This window comes from Pseudomonas marvdashtae, assembly GCF_014268655.2.
Lineage (GTDB): Bacteria > Pseudomonadota > Gammaproteobacteria > Pseudomonadales > Pseudomonadaceae > Aquipseudomonas > Aquipseudomonas marvdashtae.
On record NZ_JABWQX020000001.1, the window covers coordinates 2794233 to 2812697 of the forward strand.

Annotated in this window: 16 protein-coding genes and 1 pseudogene; 13 read left to right on the forward strand and 4 right to left on the reverse strand. The window is 61.8% G+C overall.

The genetic code is table 11. The features are described from left to right. The first annotated feature begins 73 nt into the window (after positions 1–73). From HU742_RS12530 to HU742_RS12550, 5 genes and pseudogenes are all read left to right on the forward strand, one after another. Positions 74–595 (forward strand): SgcJ/EcaC family oxidoreductase, encoded by a 522-nt coding sequence (locus tag HU742_RS12530; protein WP_186632348.1) that lies wholly within the window; start codon positions 74–76, stop codon positions 593–595. A 115-nt stretch (positions 596–710) separates the two neighbouring features. Continuing rightward, positions 711–1220, forward strand: coding sequence for a sigma-70 family RNA polymerase sigma factor (locus tag HU742_RS12535; protein ID WP_186642698.1), 510 nt, complete (start codon positions 711–713; stop codon positions 1218–1220). Next, the gene (locus HU742_RS12540; RefSeq protein WP_186642957.1) at positions 1220–2164 is read left to right on the forward strand and encodes a FecR domain-containing protein; all 945 of its coding nucleotides are present in this window, start codon (positions 1220–1222) and stop codon (positions 2162–2164) included. The genes HU742_RS12535 and HU742_RS12540 overlap by 1 nt, the downstream gene beginning before the upstream one ends. 67 nt (positions 2165–2231) lie before the next feature. Beyond that, positions 2232–4655, forward strand: coding sequence for a TonB-dependent receptor (locus HU742_RS12545; RefSeq protein WP_186642699.1), 2424 nt, complete (start codon positions 2232–2234; stop codon positions 4653–4655). Positions 4656–4832: 177 nt separating this feature from the next. After that, a pseudogene (locus tag HU742_RS12550) lies at positions 4833–5958 on the forward strand (IS481 family transposase). Positions 5959–6098: 140 nt separating this feature from the next. On the opposite strand, the gene HU742_RS12555 reads toward HU742_RS12550, so the two are convergent. Continuing rightward, entirely contained in the window at positions 6099–6500 is a 402-nt protein-coding gene (locus tag HU742_RS12555) for a hypothetical protein (protein WP_186642700.1), read from the reverse strand. Between the two features lie 246 nt (positions 6501–6746). Here HU742_RS12555 and HU742_RS12560 point away from each other — a divergent pair, with 246 nt between their 5' ends. Next, entirely contained in the window at positions 6747–7817 is a 1071-nt protein-coding gene (locus tag HU742_RS12560; protein WP_186642701.1) for a M28 family peptidase, read from the forward strand. Between the two features lie 52 nt (positions 7818–7869). Here HU742_RS12560 and HU742_RS12565 read toward each other — a convergent pair whose 3' ends face one another. Further along, entirely contained in the window at positions 7870–8349 is a 480-nt protein-coding gene (locus HU742_RS12565) for a nuclear transport factor 2 family protein (protein ID WP_186642702.1), read from the reverse strand. A gap of 109 nt (positions 8350–8458) precedes the next feature. Next, on the reverse strand, positions 8459–9025 hold the full coding sequence (locus HU742_RS12570; protein ID WP_186632362.1) for a TetR/AcrR family transcriptional regulator: 567 nt from the start codon (positions 9023–9025) through the stop codon (positions 8459–8461). Positions 9026–9151: 126 nt separating this feature from the next. Between HU742_RS12570 and pssA the strand changes: the two genes are divergently transcribed. The 7 genes from pssA to HU742_RS12605 all read left to right on the forward strand — a co-directional run bounded on the left by pssA (position 9152) and on the right by HU742_RS12605 (position 17259). Beyond that, positions 9152–10495 carry a CDP-diacylglycerol--serine O-phosphatidyltransferase gene (pssA, locus tag HU742_RS12575; RefSeq protein ID WP_186642703.1) on the forward strand — a complete coding sequence of 448 codons (1344 nt, stop codon included), beginning with the start codon at positions 9152–9154 and terminating at the stop codon, positions 10493–10495. Between the two features lie 11 nt (positions 10496–10506). After that, on the forward strand, positions 10507–11523 hold the full coding sequence (locus HU742_RS12580; RefSeq protein ID WP_186642704.1) for an AraC family transcriptional regulator: 1017 nt from the start codon (positions 10507–10509) through the stop codon (positions 11521–11523). 168 nt (positions 11524–11691) lie between these two features. Next, complete coding sequence (locus HU742_RS12585) at positions 11692–13356, forward strand: AMP-binding protein (protein ID WP_186642705.1); 1665 nt, start codon at positions 11692–11694, stop codon at positions 13354–13356. Between the two features lie 16 nt (positions 13357–13372). Next, positions 13373–14134 carry an SDR family NAD(P)-dependent oxidoreductase gene (locus HU742_RS12590; protein ID WP_186642706.1) on the forward strand — a complete coding sequence of 254 codons (762 nt, stop codon included), beginning with the start codon at positions 13373–13375 and terminating at the stop codon, positions 14132–14134. Between the two features lie 4 nt (positions 14135–14138). After that, positions 14139–15332, forward strand: coding sequence for an acetyl-CoA C-acyltransferase (locus HU742_RS12595; RefSeq protein ID WP_186642707.1), 1194 nt, complete (start codon positions 14139–14141; stop codon positions 15330–15332). A gap of 12 nt (positions 15333–15344) precedes the next feature. Beyond that, a complete protein-coding gene (locus HU742_RS12600) occupies positions 15345–16472 on the forward strand; it encodes an acyl-CoA dehydrogenase (RefSeq protein WP_186632379.1) in 1128 nt (375 codons plus the stop codon). Positions 16473–16485: 13 nt separating this feature from the next. Further along, positions 16486–17259: an enoyl-CoA hydratase gene (locus HU742_RS12605; protein WP_186642708.1), complete on the forward strand. Its 774-nt coding sequence runs from the start codon at positions 16486–16488 to the stop codon at positions 17257–17259. Between the two features lie 53 nt (positions 17260–17312). On the opposite strand, the gene HU742_RS12610 is transcribed toward HU742_RS12605, so the two are convergent. Beyond that, entirely contained in the window at positions 17313–18464 is a 1152-nt protein-coding gene (locus HU742_RS12610; protein ID WP_186632386.1) for an acyl-CoA dehydrogenase family protein, read from the reverse strand. Between the last annotated feature and the right edge of the window lies 1 nt (position 18465).

Here is an 18465-nt window from a genome sequence, read left to right on the forward strand (position 1 = left end):
GCACCGGTTGGCCGATGGCGAGCGCAGCGAACGCCGGCAAAGTGGGCTCATTGAAACCCAAAGGAACGCAACGATGAAAATGAAAACCTGTGCCCTGGCTGCTTTTTTCCTGTTGGCTGCGCCATTTGTCCATGCCGTGGAGCCCGTGCCCTTCGTCTACCGCACCGTGGCCGAGCAGCCGCAGAACGTGAATGATCGCGAAATCGCTGGGTTGTTCGACCGTTGGAATGCCGCGTTGCAAACCGGCAGCGCCACCGCGGTGACCGGCCTTTACGCCCCGGATGCGATTTTGCAACCGACCGTGTCGAACAAGGTGCGCAGCACGCCGGCGCAGATCCAGGACTACTTCGACCACTTCCTGGCGGCCAAGCCTGTCGGCGTGATCAATTACCGGGAAATCCGTCACCTGGGGCCAGATGCAGCGATGGACAGCGGCGTCTACACGTTCACGCTGACTCAGGCCGATGGCACCCAGCGAGAAGTCCAGGCGCGCTATACCTTCCTCTATGAGCGCCTCGACGGCCAGTGGAAGATCATCAACCATCACTCCTCAGCCATGCCCGAAGTGCCGAAGACGCTGCATGCCAGTCACTAAAGGGGCTGGTTTCATCCGGCGTGTTCGACATCGAGCCATTAAACCCTTGGATTAGCCCGCGGATATTAATTAGAATCAGTCTCATTTAAGACATTCTTGCCCAGGGCCTCTTTACATGCTTGATGCAGCTAAGCCGGCGGAGCACGCCCTTCATGCTTTATACCGTGACCACGGCGGTTGGCTCGAAGGTTGGCTGAGGCGGCGCCTGGGCAACGCCTGGGATGCGGCCGACCTGCGCCAGGATACGTTTTTGCGGGTATTGTCCAGCGCCCAACCGTTGGCTGACTTGCACGAACCCCGTGCTTATCTGCTGACGGTGGGCAAGAGGCTCCTGAGTAACTTCTATACCCGCCGCAACCTGGAACAGGCGTATCTCGGCGCCTTGGCGAGCTTGCCTGAAGCCTGCGTCCCGTCCCCGGAGCAACGCTGGTTGCTGCTGGAAACCCTTCATGCTCTCGATGAACTGCTTGACGGCCTGCCGCCCTTGGTGCGGCGGGCTTTTTTGTGGAGCCAGCTCGAAGGGCTTGGCTATCGAGAAATCGCCGAGCGCTTGCAGGTGTCCGAGCGCACCATCAAGCGCTACATGGCCCAGGCCTATGAGCATTGCCTGCTGGTGGAGTTTTGATTCGCCAGGCACCGTCGCCCCAAGCCCGTGAAATCGCCCGGGCGGCGGCCCGTTGGTTGGCGAAGATCGAATCGGGCGAGGAGGGGGTCGATCACGCTGCGCTGCAACGCTGGCGCGAAAGCGACGCCAAGCACGAGGCTGCCTGGCAAAAAGCCCAGCGCTTGCGCCAACGATTCACCGAGGTTCCGCCTTCGCTGGGCATGGCAACGCTCGATCGCCCCGCATTGGCACGCCGCGCCGTGCTCAAGCGCGCCTTGGGCGTCGCCGCGGTGATGCCTGCCGCCTGGTTGCTGGGACGCCAATTGCCATTGGACGCCTGGCGTGCCGACCTGCACACCGCCACCGGCGAGCAACGTCGCTGGACGTTGGCCGATGGCAGCGCCTTGCAATTGAACACCGACAGCGCCGTGGACCTGGACCTTCGTGCGCGGCGCCTGGTGCTGGTACGCGGCGAAATCGCCCTCAAGGTTTCCGGCACCCAGCCATTGGCGGTGCAAACTCCCTACGGTGTCATCACGGTCAACCGAGGCGAAGCCTGTATCCGTCTGGAGGAGTTGACCTGCCAAGTGTCGGTACTCAGCGGTTCAGTCCAAGTGCAGCCATTGCACGGGCCAACGCTGGGGCTGGAGCAAGGCCAACAGGTCCATTTCCAAACCGCCGGCGTGGGCTCGACCAGCGGTTTCGACGTCATGCAGATGGGCTGGCGTGACGGGGTGCTGACGGCACAGAACCAGCCGCTGGGCGACTTCCTTCGAGAGCTGGACCGCTATCGCCCGGGCGTGTTGCGCTGGGACCAGGACTTGGAGTCGCTTCGGGTGACCGGCAGTTTCCGCCTGGAAAACACCGATCGCATCCTCGCGTTGCTCTCGGCCAGCTTGCCCTTGCAAGTGCAGATGCGCACTCGCTACTGGGTCACCGTGACCCGGCGCAAAAATATCGCCTGATGCCTGTCCCCTTTTTTTGTCTCGCTTGTCATCCATGGCAACTGAACAAAAACGAGAGCGCTCTTCAATGTCCGCAGTACTACCTTCGCAGTTGCGCCTGGCCACGGCTGGCCGGCGTTCGTTGTTGAACCTGGGCCTCATGCTGAGCCTGAGCGCCAGTCCACTTTTCAGCTCATCCAGCCTGGCCGAAGACAACGCCCGGCGCAGCTATCAGGTTCCGGCCGGCAGTCTCAGCGCCGCGCTGACCCGGTTCGCCGGGCTGGCGGGGGTCAATCTCTCCGTGGACCCGGCTTTGGTGAGCGGGCGCGACAGCGCCGGGCTGGCTGGCGAATATGGTGTAGAGGAGGGCTTTGCCCGCTTGCTGCAAGGTTCCGGGTTGCAACTGCAACCGGTTGGTGAGCAGGCATATACGCTCATGCCAGCGCCGCAGGGCAATAGTCTGCAATTGGCGCCGACCTCGATTCTTGGCACCACCGATGCTTCGCAAGGCGAGCCGTACGCAGGCGGGCAAGTGGCGCGTCGTGGTTCCCAGGGTTTGCTTGGGTCGCGAGACTTCATGGAAACGCCGTTCAGCATGACCACCTACACCGGTGAAACGGTCAAGAACCTGCAAGCGCGGACCTTGGGCGATCTGGTCGCCAGCGATCCCTCTGTGCGCGCCACCAACCCGGCGGGTGGCCGCTTTGAGCAATTCTCTATCCGGGGGTTGAGCCTGTTCAACAGTGACGTGGCCTATAACGGTCTCTACGGCGTGCTGCCGACCTACACGATCGACATGGAAATGGCCGATCGCGTCGACATCCTCAAAGGCCCGACCCAGCTGATCAACGGCATCTCGCCGCGCGGCGGCGTCGGCGGCGGAATCAACGTGGTGTCCAAGCGCGCCACCGACAAGCCCATCACCTCCGTCACGGGCAGCTACGCCTCCGACAACCAACCCGGCGCGGCCGTGGACGTCGGCCGACGGTTTGGCGAGGACAACCAGTTTGGTGTGCGTTTCAACGGTGTGAAACAGTCCGGCGACACAGATTGGGACCATCAGAGCGTCGACCGCCAGATGGCCGTGCTGGGCCTGGACTTTCGCGGCGAACGCCTGCGACTCTCAACGGACATCGGGCACACCGAGCGCGAAACCGACGCGCCGCAGGAACGCGTCCAGGTGGCCGCCGCCGCGCCGGTCCCCCGCGCCAGTGATGTCAGTCGCAACTATGCGCAGCATTGGACCAAGGCGCGCACCGAGGACACCTTCGGCGCGGTGAACGCCGAATACGATCTCAACGATTCGGTCATGCTCTACGGCGGTGCCGGGGCACGCAAGAGCAATCACGACTTCCTGCGACACAACGTGGTGGTCAGCAATGCCGCTGGCGATTTTGCCGTATCGCCCCGTGATTTCACCCGGGACGAAAACGTCCGCACGGCCAACGCGGGGGTGCGCAACTGGTTCCAGACCGGCCCGGTGAGCCATGAGCTCAACCTGGCCGCCAGCTACTTCTACATGGACTTTGAAAACGGCGGCGCCCGCTACGCCAACGGCCGCAGCAACCTCTACGATCCGGTGCAGACACCCAAGCCAAACATCCCCACGCGCCCGGATGCCAAGGTCTACACCGAGAACCACTTCAGCGGCGTGGCGCTGTCCGACACCTTGGGCTTCTTTGACGACCGGCTGTTGCTGACCCTAGGCGCACGCTGGCAGCGGGTGGAGGTCGACGACTGGTCCAACGGCGTCAAAGGCCCCACGGCCTACGACGAAGAAAAAATCTCGCCGTCAGGCGGCATCCTGTTCAAAGCCACCGACAAGCTGTCGCTGTATGCCAACTACATGGAAGGCCTGAGCCAGGGCAAGATCGCACCGACGTCTGCCGATAACAGCGACGAAATCTTCCCGCCGTTCATCAGCCGCCAGGTCGAGATTGGCGCCAAGTACGACGCCGGAGCCCTGGCGGTCACCGCCGCGGTGTTTCGGATCAAGCAGCCGGCCTACGCGACCGACGCCACGACGAACGACTTTGGCCCGAACGGCAAGCGCGAAAACACCGGTGTTGAATTGAGCGTGTTCGGTGAGCCCATCAAAGGCGTGCGCCTGCTGGGTGGGGTGATGTATATCGACAGTAAGTTGACCGACACCACCAACCCCGCCTTCGATGGCAACCGGGCGCCGGCCACGCCGGAATATAACGTCAATTTGGGGGCTGAGTGGGACGTGCCGACGGTGCAGGGTTTGACCTTGACCAGTCGGGGTATCTATTCCAGTTCGCAGTATCTGGATCCTTCCAATACCAAGGAGATTGACTCCTGGGAGCGGTTTGACGTGGGGGCGCGTTATGCCTTCAAGGTGGATGACAAGCGCATTACCTTGCGCGCCAATGTCGAGAACGTGGCGGATAAGCGGTATTGGAGTTCGGCGGGGGCTTCGGATGACAGTGAGCCGGGGTTGACGTTGGCTACGCCGCGGACTTATCTGGTATCGGCTACTGTGGATTTTTGAGGGCTTTTTGGTTTTTGGGTTGGTGTGTATATCCGTTTTTTTGGTAACGGCTGCTAATGGTTTCGCTTTTACAGCGAGTCACTTTCGATAGAGCGTGTATGGACCGGACACATGGTTGACGGGTGTGCGGGGACATGGTGGACACTTTTCAGCGAGCTAATTCGCCGGAAAGCCATCATGCCTTGGACTACGAGAGACACCATGAGCCTGAAAGGAAGAGTTCGTTGCCTTAGCGCGGCAACCCGGTAGCAACAAACGTGAGCTGTGTCGACGATTCGGTATCAGTCCGCAAACGGCGTACAAGTGGCTCGAACGCTACGAGGCGCAGGGGCAGCCTGGTCTGCAAGAGAAGTCCCGCAGGCCAGCGACCAGCCCCAAACTGACCGAGGCCGCTTTGGAGGCTCAAGTCATCGCACTTAGGCAGGCCCATCCGGCATGGGGCGGACGCACAATTAGCAGCCTGTTGGGCAAGCGCATCGCTGCCAGCACTGTGACCAACGTCTTGCACCGGCATGGCCTGATCCAACCCTCTCAGAGGGACCAAGCCGCAACGCTGCGGTTTGAACACGACGCGCCTAATGATCTTTGGCAGATGGACTTCAAAGGGCATTTTGCGCTGCAACAAGGTCGTTGCCACCCCCTGACCCTGCTGGACGACCACTCTCGGTTCAGCCTAGCCATTCAGGCTTGTGGCAACGAACGGGGAGCCACAGTGAAGGAGAAGATGATCGACGTTTTCCAGCGCTATGGCTTGCCGGCTCGTATTAACGTCGATAACGGCCCACCCTGGGGTTCGCCCCGCAATCCAGGAGAAATTACAGAACTAAGTATCTGGCTGATTCGCTTAGGAATCCGGGTCAGCTTCAGCCGTCCTCGCCATCCCCAGACCAACGGAAAGATTGAGCGTTTTCATCGCTCTCTAAAAGCGGAAGTGCTTGATGGGAGGCATTTTTCTACACTGATGGACGCTCAATCGGCCTTTGATCGATGGCGCGAAGTTTATAACTTGCAGCGTCCTCATCAGGCGCTGGGCTACAAAGTGCCTATGGACCGCTATCGCACCAGTCCTTGGGCGTATCCGCAGCAACTATCCGACTTCGAATATGGTCCGGATGATGTATTGGCCAAGGTTTATCACAGTCGATTCCGCTTCCAGAAACGCTACTTCAGCATCGCTAAAGGACTGGTTGGACAGCACATCGCAATACGCCCTAACGCCGAAAGCGATGGCTTGTTTGACGTCTATTTCTGCCATCATTTTTTACGGACCTTCGACATCAACAACCCTGACTACGGCGCATAATGTGTCCACTATGTCTCCGCACGGGTGTCAGCCATGTGTCCGGTCCATACACGCTCTATCGAAAGTGACTCGCTGTAAAAGCGAAACCATTACCAGCCGTTACCAAAAAAATGGATATTCACGCAAAAAAAAGCCCAACCTCAACCACCACCAAACAAATCACGCGAATCCAACAACCGCCAAGCAATCTCAGGCCGCTTCTCCAACCCCCGCCGAATCGCCGCCGGAATTGACTGGCGAATCTTGCGGCACAGCCCAGGCTGCTCATCAAACTCGATCGCAATACCCCGCATGGTCCGCACCTCGTTAAAACCAGGCTCAACGGTCAAACGCACCCCCAGATTCTCAAACAGCCGCTGCTGCAACCGCTCCAGCTCATCCAGGCTCTCGATATTCTCCAACCGCTCAAGCAGACGCTTCTCCTCCTGACGATTCAGGCAAAGGATGCGCAAATCGCTGCCCGGCGTTTGCAGCAACGCATCACGCCCACAATCACAGACGCCAGGCGGGCAGGGGGGACGGATTGGCATCGACGCGGTCATGGGCTTCACAAGGTCTGCAACACAACAAAATCGCCTTCGACGTAGGGGCGTTCCACGCAATGTGATGCTTGGCGCCGCGCCGGTCAACCCTCCCGCTAGGCCACTTGTCCGCACCTTGGCAGGCCCCGCTCGTCAGTTTCGTCACGATCCGATCAAATTTTTCAGCGCCAGGCGGGCTCAAGAAGACAGACACGTCGCGGCCCGCTTCGTCAGGCGCCGCGCCCGAAAAAAAGGAGACCTCATTCGATGCAACCCAATCCGACCACCTTAGCGCTGCTGGAAGAACTGCTGATGGCCCGCGGGCCTGGCGGGCAAGAGCAGGAAGTGCGCGATATCTGCCTGCGCGAGCTCAAGCCGCACTGCGACGAGACCTGGGTCGATCCGGCCGGCAATGTCGTCGGCCTGATCAAGGGAGCCCGTCCGACCGCCAGGTCCAATTCGCCAATCAGGATCATGGCGCACCTGGATGAGATCGCCATGCTGGTCAAGCGCATCGAGCCCGACGGCACCTTGCGGGTGGTGGCGCTGGGCGGTGCCAACCCGATCAATTTCGGGGTATGCCCGGTGGACATTCTTGGCGACCGGGATTTCATTCCTGGCGTGCTGTCGTTCGGGTCGATGCACAGCACCGGCGAAACCCACCAGGGCGCGGATGTGCTGTCGGGCAACGTCAATTGGGGCGACGTTCATGTCATCACCCGTTGTTCCAGTGAGCAATTGCAAGCGCACGGGGTGCGTCCCGGGACGCGGGTGGTGCTAAGCCAGCATTGGCGCCAACCTTTCCGGGTCGGCGATGCCCTGGCCGCGCATTTCCTCGATGATCGCGCGCCCATGGTTGCCTCCATCCAGGCCGCCACGTTATTGGTCGCGCGCCGTCAAGAGCTGGCGAGAGACGTGTATTTCGCCTTCACGACGCAGGAAGAAGAGTCCAATGCCGGCGCGCTCTATGCTGCCAGCCATCTGCCTGGGGATGTCACGGTGGCGGTTGAGGTTGGGCCGGTAGTCGCGGAATACGCGACTCGCCTGAGCATCGATCCGATCATCAATACAGGCGACCAGAATGGCTGTTACAGCCGCGATGTCGTCGACCAGTTGTACCAGGCCGGCAAACGCTGCGGACTGACGCCGCAGCTCGCGCTGCTGGTGGATTTTGCCAGTGACGCCAGTGCAATCATGAGCAGCGGGATTTCAGCCCAAGGCGGTTGTATTGCGATTCCGACCGAGAACACCCACGGTTATGAACTGATCGTGGACGGCAGTATCGAGGCCTGCGCGGCGACGTTGCTGGAGTTTCTGCTCGATCGCGCAGGTGGCTGACACGCCACCGAGCTGAGCGTGGGAGCAAGGTTTGCTCCCACGGTCCAGGCCCTTACAACCCCAGCTCGGAGAGCCCTGGATGATCGTCCGGGCGACGTCCCAGCGGCCAGCGGAACTTTCGCTCGCTTTCCTTGATCGGCAAGTCGTTGATGCAGGCGAAGCGGTTGGCCATCAAGCCGTTCTCGTCGAACTCCCAATTTTCATTGCCATAGGAGCGGAACCAGTTGCCCGAGTCGTCGTGCCATTCATAGGCATAACGTACGGCGATGCGGTTGTCGGTGAACGCCCAGAGTTCCTTGATGAGTCGGTAATCCAGCTCCTTGGCCCATTTGCGGGTCAGGAAAGCCTTGGCTTCTTCCCGGTTGTGAGCGAACTCGGCGCGGTTACGCCATTGCGTGTCGAGGGTGTAGGCCAGCGAAACCTTCTGCGGATCGCGAGAGTTCCAGCCGTCCTCGGCCAGGCGGACTTTTTGAGTGGCCGTTTCGCGGGTGAAAGGCGGCAGGGGCGGGCGAACTTCAGCAGAGGATGACATGGCTTATCTCCAATAAGGAATGATGAGTTGCACTACTGTTTTAACGGCGTGTTTTTACAGCGTGCTTTTACGGCGGTCCTACGAACGAACCTGCGGATACGCGTGTCGCTTATTGTCCAGCCAGCAAGGTTTTCAGGACGTCCTGCGCTTGATCGGCGGCGTCGTGATCGCCCATGACCAAGGCCAGGGTGATGGCGCCGTCGATCAGGATCAGCACCTGTCGGGCCAGTACCTGCGGTTGTTCGACGCCGTGGTCAACGCACAGGCGGGTGATGTAGTCGAGCAGTTTCTGCTTGTGCATCTTCGCCACCTGGCGGACCGGGTCCTGCGGATCGCCGGTTTCGCCGCTGGTGTTGATGAAGGCGCAGCCGCGAAAGCCTTCGCTGGCGAACCAACCCTTGAGCACCGCAAACAGATTGAGCAACCGCGCAGCCGGCGTCGGCGCCTTGTCCACCTCGCTGCTGAACCAGTGCATCCAGCGTTCGTCACGGCGCTTGAGGGCCGCGACCACCAGGTCCTCCTTGTTGGCGAAGTAGCGGTAGATGCTTTTCCTGGAGACGCCGGCGGTTTTCACCAACAGATCCATGCCGGTGGCCGCGATGCCATTTCTGTAGATCAGCTTTTCGGCGACGTCGAGGATGATATCTCGTGTTTCATTGCCAGTGGTTTCATTCATGCCACAAACAGTAGAACGATCGTTCTTCATGGTCAAATAATTTTTTCGTGGGCACGCGGAGGCCCAAAACCCTCGCGTCATGGTGTAAGCTCATCGGTTCTTCGGATTCGACCTTTTGCGAGCCCTATGCCGTCGCTTTTCAAACGCTCCCTGCTGCCCAAGTTGCGCAGCTTTGCACTCACCGCCGATGCCGTGACCATCCTTGATGGTGCCGCCGAATTCCGCCGTTGCCTGCTGGAAAAAATCGCCCAGGCCACCCAGCGCATCTACATCGTGGCGCTGTATCTGCAACAGGATGAGGCCGGTCAGGAAATTCTCGATGCCTTGCATGCCGCCAAAGCTGCGCGCCCCGAGCTGGAGGTGGTCGTGGTGGTGGACTGGCTGCGTGCCCAGCGCGGCCTGATCGGCGCCAAGAAGCAGCCGGGCAATTCGGCGTGGTATCAGGAACAGACCCGCAGCCACGCCAGTGAAGTGCCGATCTACGGCGTACCGGTGCAGACCCGCGAGTTGTTTGGCGTGTTGCACTTGAAAGGCTTTGTGATCGACGATTGCGTGCTCTATAGCGGCGCGAGCCTGAACAACGTCTACCTGCACAAATTCGACAAATACCGCTACGACCGCTACCACCTGCTGCACAACACTGCGCTGGCCGATTCGATGCATCACCTGGTGCAACACGGTCTGATCACCTCCAAGGCCGTGCATCGCCTCGACCTGCCGAACCTGCCCAGCACCCGCAGCTTGCGCAACGACATCGGCGACCTGCGCAGTCGCCTCAAATACGCGACGTACGACACCACGGCTGGCAGCCTCGATAAGAATGGCCTGTCGGTCAGCCCGCTGCTGGGCGTCGGCAAGAACAACCCGCTGAGCCGGGTGATTGGCGAGCTGATCGACAGCAGCCGTCAGCAACTGACGATCTGCACGCCATACTTCAATTTGCCGTTGGCCGTGACTCGGGAAATCAATCGTGCGCTGGCTCGCGGAGTGCGGATCGATATCATCGTCGGCGACAAGACCGCCAACGATTTCTATATTCCGCCCAGCGAGCCGTTCAAGATCATCGCGGCGTTGCCCTATCTGTACGAAATCAGCCTGCGCCGCTTCGCCAAGCGCCACCAGCGCTACATCGACAGCGGGCAGTTGAACCTGCACTTGTGGCGTGACGGCGACAATACCTATCACCTCAAGGGCATGTGGGTCGACGACCGCTACACCTTGCTCACCGGCAACAACCTCAACCCGCGGGCCTTTCGCCTGGACCTGGAAAATGCCCTGTTGCTGGACGACCCCAAGGGCGAATTGCTCGGGCCGCGACAGACTGAGCTGGAGCAGATCTATCGGCACACCCGCCGGATCGAAAGCTACCTGGACCTGGAAACCCTGCCGGACTATCCGGCGGCGGTGGGCAAGTTCCTCAAGCGCGTCAGCCGGGTGCGAATAGAGCGTCTGCTTTACCGGATCCTGTGAACGCCCGCGCCATGTTGGAAAAAGACACCATTTCCATCCACTTGGTGCGCGAGGCGCTGTTGCAAAGCTGTGCCCCCGGCGCGGCGACCGATGAGGTGCTGCGCAAGGTGGGCATCGACCCGGCATTGCTCGACGATGCCCAGGCGCGAGTCCCGGCCCACGCCTATGCGCAGCTCTGGCGTTTGCTGGCCAGGCGTCTGGACGACGAATTCTTCGGCATGGACCCGCGCAAGCTCAAGTCCGGCAGCCTGGCCTTCCTGTGCCAGTGCGCCATGGCCCAGCCAACGCTGGCGGCCGGGCTGACCGCGGGGCTGGGTTTCCTGTCGCTGATGCTCGAACACCTGCCGGCCCAGTGGGTCCGCCAGCAAAGCCTGGCGGAAATCGTCCTGCTGGAAGACGAGCAGGACCCGCGCCGGGCGTTTACCTATTTCACTTATTGGATGATCGTCCATGGCGTGGCCTGTTGGCTGGCCGGGCGACGCATTCCGATCCTGTCCGTCGAGTTGCGCTGCCCGGCGCCGGATTTCTGCGACGACTACCGCGTCATGTTCTCCCAGAACCTGCGCTTCGACCGGCCCCGTACCCGGATGATCTTCGCCGCCGATTGCCTGGACCTGCCCATTCGACGCAGCCCCGAGGAACTCAAGCGCTTCCTGGCTCGAGCCCCGGCGAACATCCTGGTCAAATACCGCGACCCGCAAAGCCTCTCTAGCCGCATCCGCCAGGACCTGCGTCAGTTGCCCGCCGAACAGTGGCCGGAAACCGAGGCTTTGGCCCAGCAGCTGTGCGTTTCCGCCTCGACCCTGCGCCGACGCCTGGCGGAGGAGGGGCAAACGTACCAAGGCCTCAAGGACAGCGTGCGCAAGGAGCTGGCAATCGCCTGGCTGGCCGAGCCTGCTATCAGCTTCGTCGAAATCGCCTCGCGCCTGGGGTTTGCCGATGCCAGTTCGTTCTACAAGGCGTTTCGCAAATGGTCCGGGTCCAATCCGGGGCACTATCGCACGTTGATTCTCAACGACCTCAGCTGACCCGGTCCCCTGTTGACAGCCCTGCTGCCAACCATTGCCCGACACCATGGCCAAAGCAGTCAAGCAATTTGAGGGCTTTGACCATTGCCGCCCAGGCCCTTCGGCGCGAGTATTTCCCTGCTATTCACGGTTCCCCCAACCAATAAAAAGTACAGAGGGATTCTGGTCATGCGCGATTACTCGTCCGCCACCTCGCAGTTCGATTACCTGCACACCGTCAATGCCGCCTTGCACGGCTCGCTCGAAGCGCTCAATGCCTGCGTCGAATGTTGCGATCGCCACGCGTTGCCGGGGCGCATCGCCTTGTTCTGGGAGGGCCGTGACGGCAGCGACGCGACCTGGACTTACCGCGACCTGCAGGACAACGCCGCGCGTTTCGCCAATTTCCTTCGAGCCCAGGGCGTGGGCAAGGGCGACAAGGTCGCCGGCCTGTTGCCGCGCAATGCGGAACTGTTGATCGTGGTGCTCGCCACCTGGCGTATCGGCGCGGTGTACCAGCCGCTGTTCACCGCGTTCGGCCCCAAGGCCATCGAGCACCGGCTGACCAGCTCGGGCGCGCGAGTGGTGGTGACCGACGCCAGCAACCGGCCCAAGCTCAATGAGGTTGCCGACTGCCCAACCATCGTCACGGTCGGCGGCGACAAGGGCCAGGGCATTGTTCGCGGCGACTTCAGTTTCTGGGCCGAACTGGCCAACCACTCAAACCAGTGCGAACCGCTGATGCTGACCGGCGAGGATCCGTTCCTGCTGATGTTCACCTCCGGCACCACGGGGCCGGCCAAGGCGCTGTCGGTGCCGCTCAAGGCCATCGTCGCGTTTCAGAACTACATGCGTGACGCCGTGGACCTGCGGCCCGAGGACGCGTTCTGGAACGTCGCCGACCCGGGCTGGGCCTATGGCATTTATTTCGGCGTGACCGGGCCACTGGCGCTGGGACATCCGATCACGTTCTACGACGGTCCGTTCACCCTGGAAAGCACCTGCCGGATCATAAACAAGTACGGCATCACCAATCTGGCTGGCTCGCCTACGGCTTATCGCCTGCTGATCGCTGGCGGCGAGCAGTTCGCCCGGTCGATCAAGGGCAAGCTGCGCATCGTCAGCAGCGCCGGTGAGCCGCTGAACCCGGAAGTGATCCGCTGGTTCGCCGACAACCTGAACGTGGTCATTCACGATCATTACGGCCAGACCGAATTGGGCATGGTCCTGTGCAATCACCATGGTCTGGAGCATCCGGTGCACCTCGGTGCTGCCGGTTTTGCCTCGCCAGGCCATCGGATCGTGGTGCTGGACGAAAATCACCGGGAATTGGGCGTTGCCCAGCCCGGTATTCTCGCTGTCGACCGCAGCCAGTCGCCCATGTGCTGGTTCGCCGGTTATGAAGGCGGACCGACCAAGGCCTTCGTCGGCGATTACTACCTGAGCGGCGATACCGTTGAGCTCAACCCCGACGGCAGCATCAGCTTCGTGGGGCGCAGCGACGACGTGATTACCACCTCCGGTTACCGCGTCGGTCCGTTCGACGTCGAAAGCGCGCTGATCGAGCATCCGGCCGTTGTCGAGGCCGCCGTGATTGGCAAACCGGACCCTGAACGCACCGAGCTGGTGAAAGCTTTCGTGGTGCTCAGCGCCCAATACCGCGCCGCGCCGGAGCTGGCCGAGGAGTTGCGCCAGCACGTGCGCCAGCGCCTGGCGGCCCATGCCTATCCCCGCGAAATCGAATTTGTCAGCGACTTGCCGAAAACCCCAAGCGGCAAATTGCAGCGCTTTATCTTGCGCAACCAGGAAATCGCCAAGGCTCAAGAGGCAATGGCGAAGAACGTTTCAGCTTGAACCCAAGGAAACCATGATGCAGATCGACAACAAGATTTTCCTCGTCAGCGGCGGCGCTTCCGGCCTCGGTGCGGCCACCGGTGAAATGCTGGTCAAGGCCGGCGCCAAGGTCATGCTGGTAGACCTCAACGCCGACGCCGTGGCCGCCCAGGCGCAAAAGCTCGGTTGCCGCAGCGTGGTGGCAGACATTAGCAACGAAGCCGCGGCCGAAGCGGCGGTCAAGGCCACCGTCGATGCGTACGGTGGACTGAATGGCCTGGTGAACTGCGCCGGTATCGTGCGCGGCGAGAAGATCCTCGGCAAGAACGGCCCGCATGCCCTGGCCAGCTTCAGCCAGGTGATCAACGTCAACCTGATCGGCAGCTTCAACCTGCTGCGCCTGGCGGCGGCGGCCATCGCCGAAACCGAGGCCAGCGCCGACGGCGAGCGCGGAGTGATCATCAATACCGCGTCGGTGGCAGCTTTTGACGGTCAGATTGGCCAAGCCGCCTACGCGGCATCCAAGGGCGCGATTGCCAGCCTGACCTTGCCCGCCGCTCGCGAACTGGCACGTTTCGGCATCCGCGTGATGACCATTGCCCCCGGCATTTTCGAGACCCCGATGATGGCCGGCATGACCCCGCAGGTGCGCGATTCCCTGGCCGCCGGCGTGCCGTTTCCGCCGCGCCTGGGCAAACCCGCCGAGTACGCCGCGCTGGTCCGGCATATCATTGAAAACAGCATGCTCAACGGTGAGGTGATCCGTCTCGACGGTGCCTTGCGCATGGCAGCCAAGTAGGAGAATGTTCATGTCAAACGATCCGATTGTCATCGTCAGCGCCGTCCGCACCCCCATGGGCGGCTTCCAGGGCGAGCTGAAAAGCCTCACCGCGCCACAATTGGGTTCCGCCGCGATCAAGGCCGCCGTGGAGCGAGCCGGCATTTCGCCGGAGGCGGTTGAAGAAGTGCTGTTCGGTTGCGTTCTCGCCGCGGGGCAGGGCCAGGCACCGGCACGCCAGGCGGCACTGGGCGCCGGGCTCGACAAATCGACCCGTTGCACCACGCTCAACAAGATGTGCGGTTCGGGCATGGAAGCGGCGATTCTCGCCCATGACATGCTCGTCGCCGGCAGCGCCGACGTCGTGATCGCCGGCGGCATGGAGAGCATGTCCAACGCCCCGTACCTGCTGGACCGCGCCCGCAGCGGCCTGCGCATGGGCCACGGCAAAGTGCTCGACCACATGTTCCTCGACGGCCTCGAAGACGCCTATGACAAGGGCCGCCTGATGGGCACCTTCGCCGAAGATTGCGCCCAAACCAATGGCTACAGCCGTGAAGCCCAGGATGCCTTTGCCATCGCGTCCACCACCCGCGCCCAGCAGGCGATCAAGGACGGCAGCTTCGACGCCGAGATCGTGCCGGTGCAGGTCATGGTCGGCAAGGAGCAGGTCACCGTGCGTCACGACGAGCAGCCGCCCAAGGCGCGCATCGACAAGATCGCCACGCTCAAGCCAGCCTTTCGCGAAGGCGGCAGCGTGACGGCGGCCAATGCCAGTTCGATTTCCGATGGCGCCGCGGCCCTGGTGCTGATGCGCCAGAGCCAGGCGCAACAGCGCGGCTTGACGCCGCTGGCGGTCATTCGTGGGCATGCGGCGTTTGCCGACGCCCCAGGCTTGTTTCCAACCGCGCCGATTGGTGCGGTAAAGAAATTGATGGGCAAGACTGGCTGGTCGCTGGACGAGGTCGACCTGTTCGAGGTCAACGAAGCCTTCGCCGTGGTGGGGCTGGTGACCATGGACAAGCTGGAAATTCCCCATGACAAGGTCAACATCCACGGCGGCGCCTGCGCGTTGGGCCACCCGATCGGCGCGTCCGGCGCGCGAATCCTCGTGACCCTGTTGTCGGCCCTGCGCCAGAAGGGCCTCAAGCGCGGCGTCGCGGCCATCTGCATCGGCGGCGGCGAAGCCACGGCCATGGCCGTTGAATGCCTGTACTAAGGAATCACCACCATGCTTGCGACTGAAGAACAAACCCAAATCCGCGACATGGCCCGGCAGTTCGCCCAGGAGCGCCTGAAACCGTTCGCCGCCGAATGGGACCGCGAACACCGTTTTCCTCGGGAAGCCATCGGTGAAATGGCCGAGCTGGGCTTTTTCGGCATGTTGGTGCCGGAGCAGTGGGGCGGCTGTGACACCGGTTACCTGGCCTATGCGATGACCCTGGAAGAAATCGCCGCCGGCGACGGTGCCTGCTCGACCATCATGAGCGTGCATAACTCGGTGGGTTGCGTGCCGATTCTCAAGTTCGGCACCGATGAGCAAAAGGAGAGATTCCTCACGCCCCTGGCCAGCGGGGCGATGCTCGGCGCCTTCGCCCTGACCGAGCCCCAGGCTGGATCGGACGCCAGCAGCCTGAAGACTCGGGCGCGGTTGGAGGGGGACCATTACGTGCTCAACGGTTGCAAACAGTTCATCACCTCCGGGCAGAACGCCGGGGTGGTGATCGTGTTTGCGGTCACCGACCCGAGCGCCGGCAAGCGTGGCATCAGCGCCTTCATCGTGCCCACCGATTCACCGGGCTACAGTGTGGCGCGGGTCGAGGACAAACTCGGCCAGCACGCCTCCGACACCTGCCAGATCCTGTTCGAGGACGTGAAGGTGCCAGTGGGCAATCGGCTCGGGGAGGAGGGCGAGGGCTACAAGATTGCCCTGGCGAACCTGGAAGGCGGGCGGGTCGGCATCGCCGCGCAGTCGGTGGGCATGGCCCGGGCAGCGTTCGAAGCCGCTCGCGACTATGCGCGCGAACGGCAAAGCTTCGGCAAGCCGATCATCGAGCACCAGGCCGTGGCGTTCCGCCTGGCCGACATGGCGACCCAGATCGCCGTGGCGCGGCAGATGGTCCACTATGCCGCCGCGCTGCGCGATGACGGCCAGCCGGCGCTGGTGGAAGCGTCCATGGCCAAGCTCTTCGCTTCGGAAATGGCCGAGAAGGTCTGCTCCATGGCGTTGCAGACACTGGGCGGTTACGGTTACCTCAACGACTTCCCGCTGGAGCGCATCTACCGCGACGTGCGGGTCTGCCAGATCTATGAAGGCACCAGCGACATCCAGCGCATGGTCATTTCGCGCAATCTTTGAACAGGAGTCACGCATGAATTACGAAACGATTCTATTGGAGATCAAGGACCGCGTCGGCCTGATTACCCTCAACCGTCCCCAGGCGCTGAACGCCCTGAATGAGCAGATCGTCAGCGAGCTGAACCAGGCGTTGGACAGTCTGGAAGCCGATCCGAAGATTGGTTGCATCGTCCTGACCGGCTCGAAAAAAGCTTTCGCCGCCGGTGCCGACATCAAGGAGATGGCCGAGCTGACCTATCCGCAGATCTACCTGGACGACCTGTTCAGCGACAGCGACCGCGTCGCCAACCGTCGCAAGCCGATCATTGCCGCTGTGAATGGCTTTGCCCTGGGTGGCGGCTGCGAGCTGGCGTTGATGTGCGATTTCATCCTGGCTGGCGATAACGCCAAGTTTGGCCAGCCGGAAGTCAACCTCGGCGTGTTGCCGGGCATGGGCGGCACCCAGCGCCTGACCCGTGCGGTGGGCAAGGCCAAGGCCATGGAAATGTGCCTGACCGGGCGCTTTATCGATGCGGTCGAAGCGGAGCGCTGCGGCATCGTCGCACGCATCGTTCCGGCCGATGAGCTGCTCGACGATGCATTGAAAACCGCGGCGTTGATTGCGTCCAAATCCGTGCCCATCAGCATGATGATCAAGGAAAGCGTCAACCGCGCCTTTGAAGTCAGCTTGTCGGAAGGCGTGCGTTTCGAACGCCGGGTATTCCACGCCGCATTTGCCACGCAGGATCAGAAGGAAGGCATGGCCGCATTCGTGGCCAAGCGTGCGGCGGAGTTCCAGGACAAGTAGCCTTGACTGACCCCCATGGCGAGGGAGCAAGCTCCCTCGCCATGGGGATTTATTCACACCAGGTAGTGCTTGAGCTCTCGGGCAATGACCATCCGCTGGATCTCGCTCGAACCCTCGTAGATCTGGGTAATCCGCGCATCGCGGTAGTAGCGCTCCACCGGATAATCCTCGAGGTAGCCATACCCACCGTGGATTTGTATCGCCGAGGAGCAGACCTTTTCGGCCATCTCCGAGGCGAACAGCTTGGCCTGGGAGGCTTCCGACAGACAGGGTTTGCCGGCGCTGCGCAGTCGTGCGGCGTGCAGAATCAGCAGTCGGGCGGCGTTCAGGCGAGTGTGCATGTCGGCAAGCAGGTTGGCGATGCTCTGGTGCTCTATGATCGGCTTGTCGAACTGCACCCGGTCGCGGGCGTAGGCCAGGGCCGCTTCGAAGGCAGCTCGGGCGATGCCAAGGGCTTGGGCGGCGATACCGATGCGACCACCTTCGAGATTGGAAAGGGCGATGGCCAGGCCCTTGCCCCGCGCGCCCAATAGATTGGCTTCGGGGACGCTGCAGTCACTCAGGGTGACCGCGCAGGTGTCCGACGCGCGAATGCCCATCTTGTGTTCGGTGCGATCAACGATGAACCCAGGGGTGTCGGTCGGCACCAGGAACGCCGAGATGCCTTTCTTGCCCAGATCCGGGTCCGTCACGGCAAAGACAATCGCCAGTTTCGCGCGCTTGCCGTTGCTGACGAACTGCTTGGCACCATTGATGACCCATTGGCCGTCGCGCAATTCGGCCCGCGTGCGCAGATTGTGCGCCTCGGAGCCGGCCTGGGGTTCGGTCAGGCAGAAACAGCCAATCGCCTGGCCGCTGGCAAGGTCGGCCAACCAGGTCTTTTTCTGTTCGTCGGTGCCGAAATTCAGGACCGGACCGCAGCCCACCGAATTGTGGATGCTCATCAGTGCGCCGGTCGCACCGTCGCCCGCGGAGATTTCTTCCACGGCCAAGGCGTAGGCCACGTAATCGACATAGGTGCCGCCCCATTCTTCGGGCACCACCATGCCCAGCAGGCCCAGTTCGCCCATCTTCGCCACCAGACCATCGTCGATCCAGCCGGCTTTTTCCCAGGCCTGGGCGTGCGGCGCGATTTCGCCACGGGCAAAATCACGAGCCATGTCGCGGATCATCACTTGTTCTTCGGTCAGCTCAAGGTCATGCATG

Coding starts and splice junctions, on each gene's coding strand:
- HU742_RS12570 (WP_186632362.1), bottom strand. CDS start 9,025: ATGAATGAAACCACTGGCAATGAAACACGAGATATCATCCTCGACGTC.
- HU742_RS12585 (WP_186642705.1), top strand. CDS start 11,692: ATGCGCGATTACTCGTCCGCCACCTCGCAGTTCGATTACCTGCACACC.
- pssA (WP_186642703.1), top strand. CDS start 9,152: ATGCCGTCGCTTTTCAAACGCTCCCTGCTGCCCAAGTTGCGCAGCTTT.
- HU742_RS12610 (WP_186632386.1), bottom strand. CDS start 18,464: ATGCATGACCTTGAGCTGACCGAAGAACAAGTGATGATCCGCGACATG.
- HU742_RS12555 (WP_186642700.1), bottom strand. CDS start 6,500: ATGACCGCGTCGATGCCAATCCGTCCCCCCTGCCCGCCTGGCGTCTGT.
- HU742_RS12605 (WP_186642708.1), top strand. CDS start 16,486: ATGAATTACGAAACGATTCTATTGGAGATCAAGGACCGCGTCGGCCTG.
- HU742_RS12580 (WP_186642704.1), top strand. CDS start 10,507: ATGTTGGAAAAAGACACCATTTCCATCCACTTGGTGCGCGAGGCGCTG.
- HU742_RS12545 (WP_186642699.1), top strand. CDS start 2,232: ATGTCCGCAGTACTACCTTCGCAGTTGCGCCTGGCCACGGCTGGCCGG.
- HU742_RS12595 (WP_186642707.1), top strand. CDS start 14,139: ATGTTCATGTCAAACGATCCGATTGTCATCGTCAGCGCCGTCCGCACC.
- HU742_RS12565 (WP_186642702.1), bottom strand. CDS start 8,349: ATGTCATCCTCTGCTGAAGTTCGCCCGCCCCTGCCGCCTTTCACCCGC.
- HU742_RS12590 (WP_186642706.1), top strand. CDS start 13,373: ATGCAGATCGACAACAAGATTTTCCTCGTCAGCGGCGGCGCTTCCGGC.
- HU742_RS12600 (WP_186632379.1), top strand. CDS start 15,345: ATGCTTGCGACTGAAGAACAAACCCAAATCCGCGACATGGCCCGGCAG.
- HU742_RS12535 (WP_186642698.1), top strand. CDS start 711: ATGCTTGATGCAGCTAAGCCGGCGGAGCACGCCCTTCATGCTTTATAC.
- HU742_RS12530 (WP_186632348.1), top strand. CDS start 74: ATGAAAATGAAAACCTGTGCCCTGGCTGCTTTTTTCCTGTTGGCTGCG.
- HU742_RS12560 (WP_186642701.1), top strand. CDS start 6,747: ATGCAACCCAATCCGACCACCTTAGCGCTGCTGGAAGAACTGCTGATG.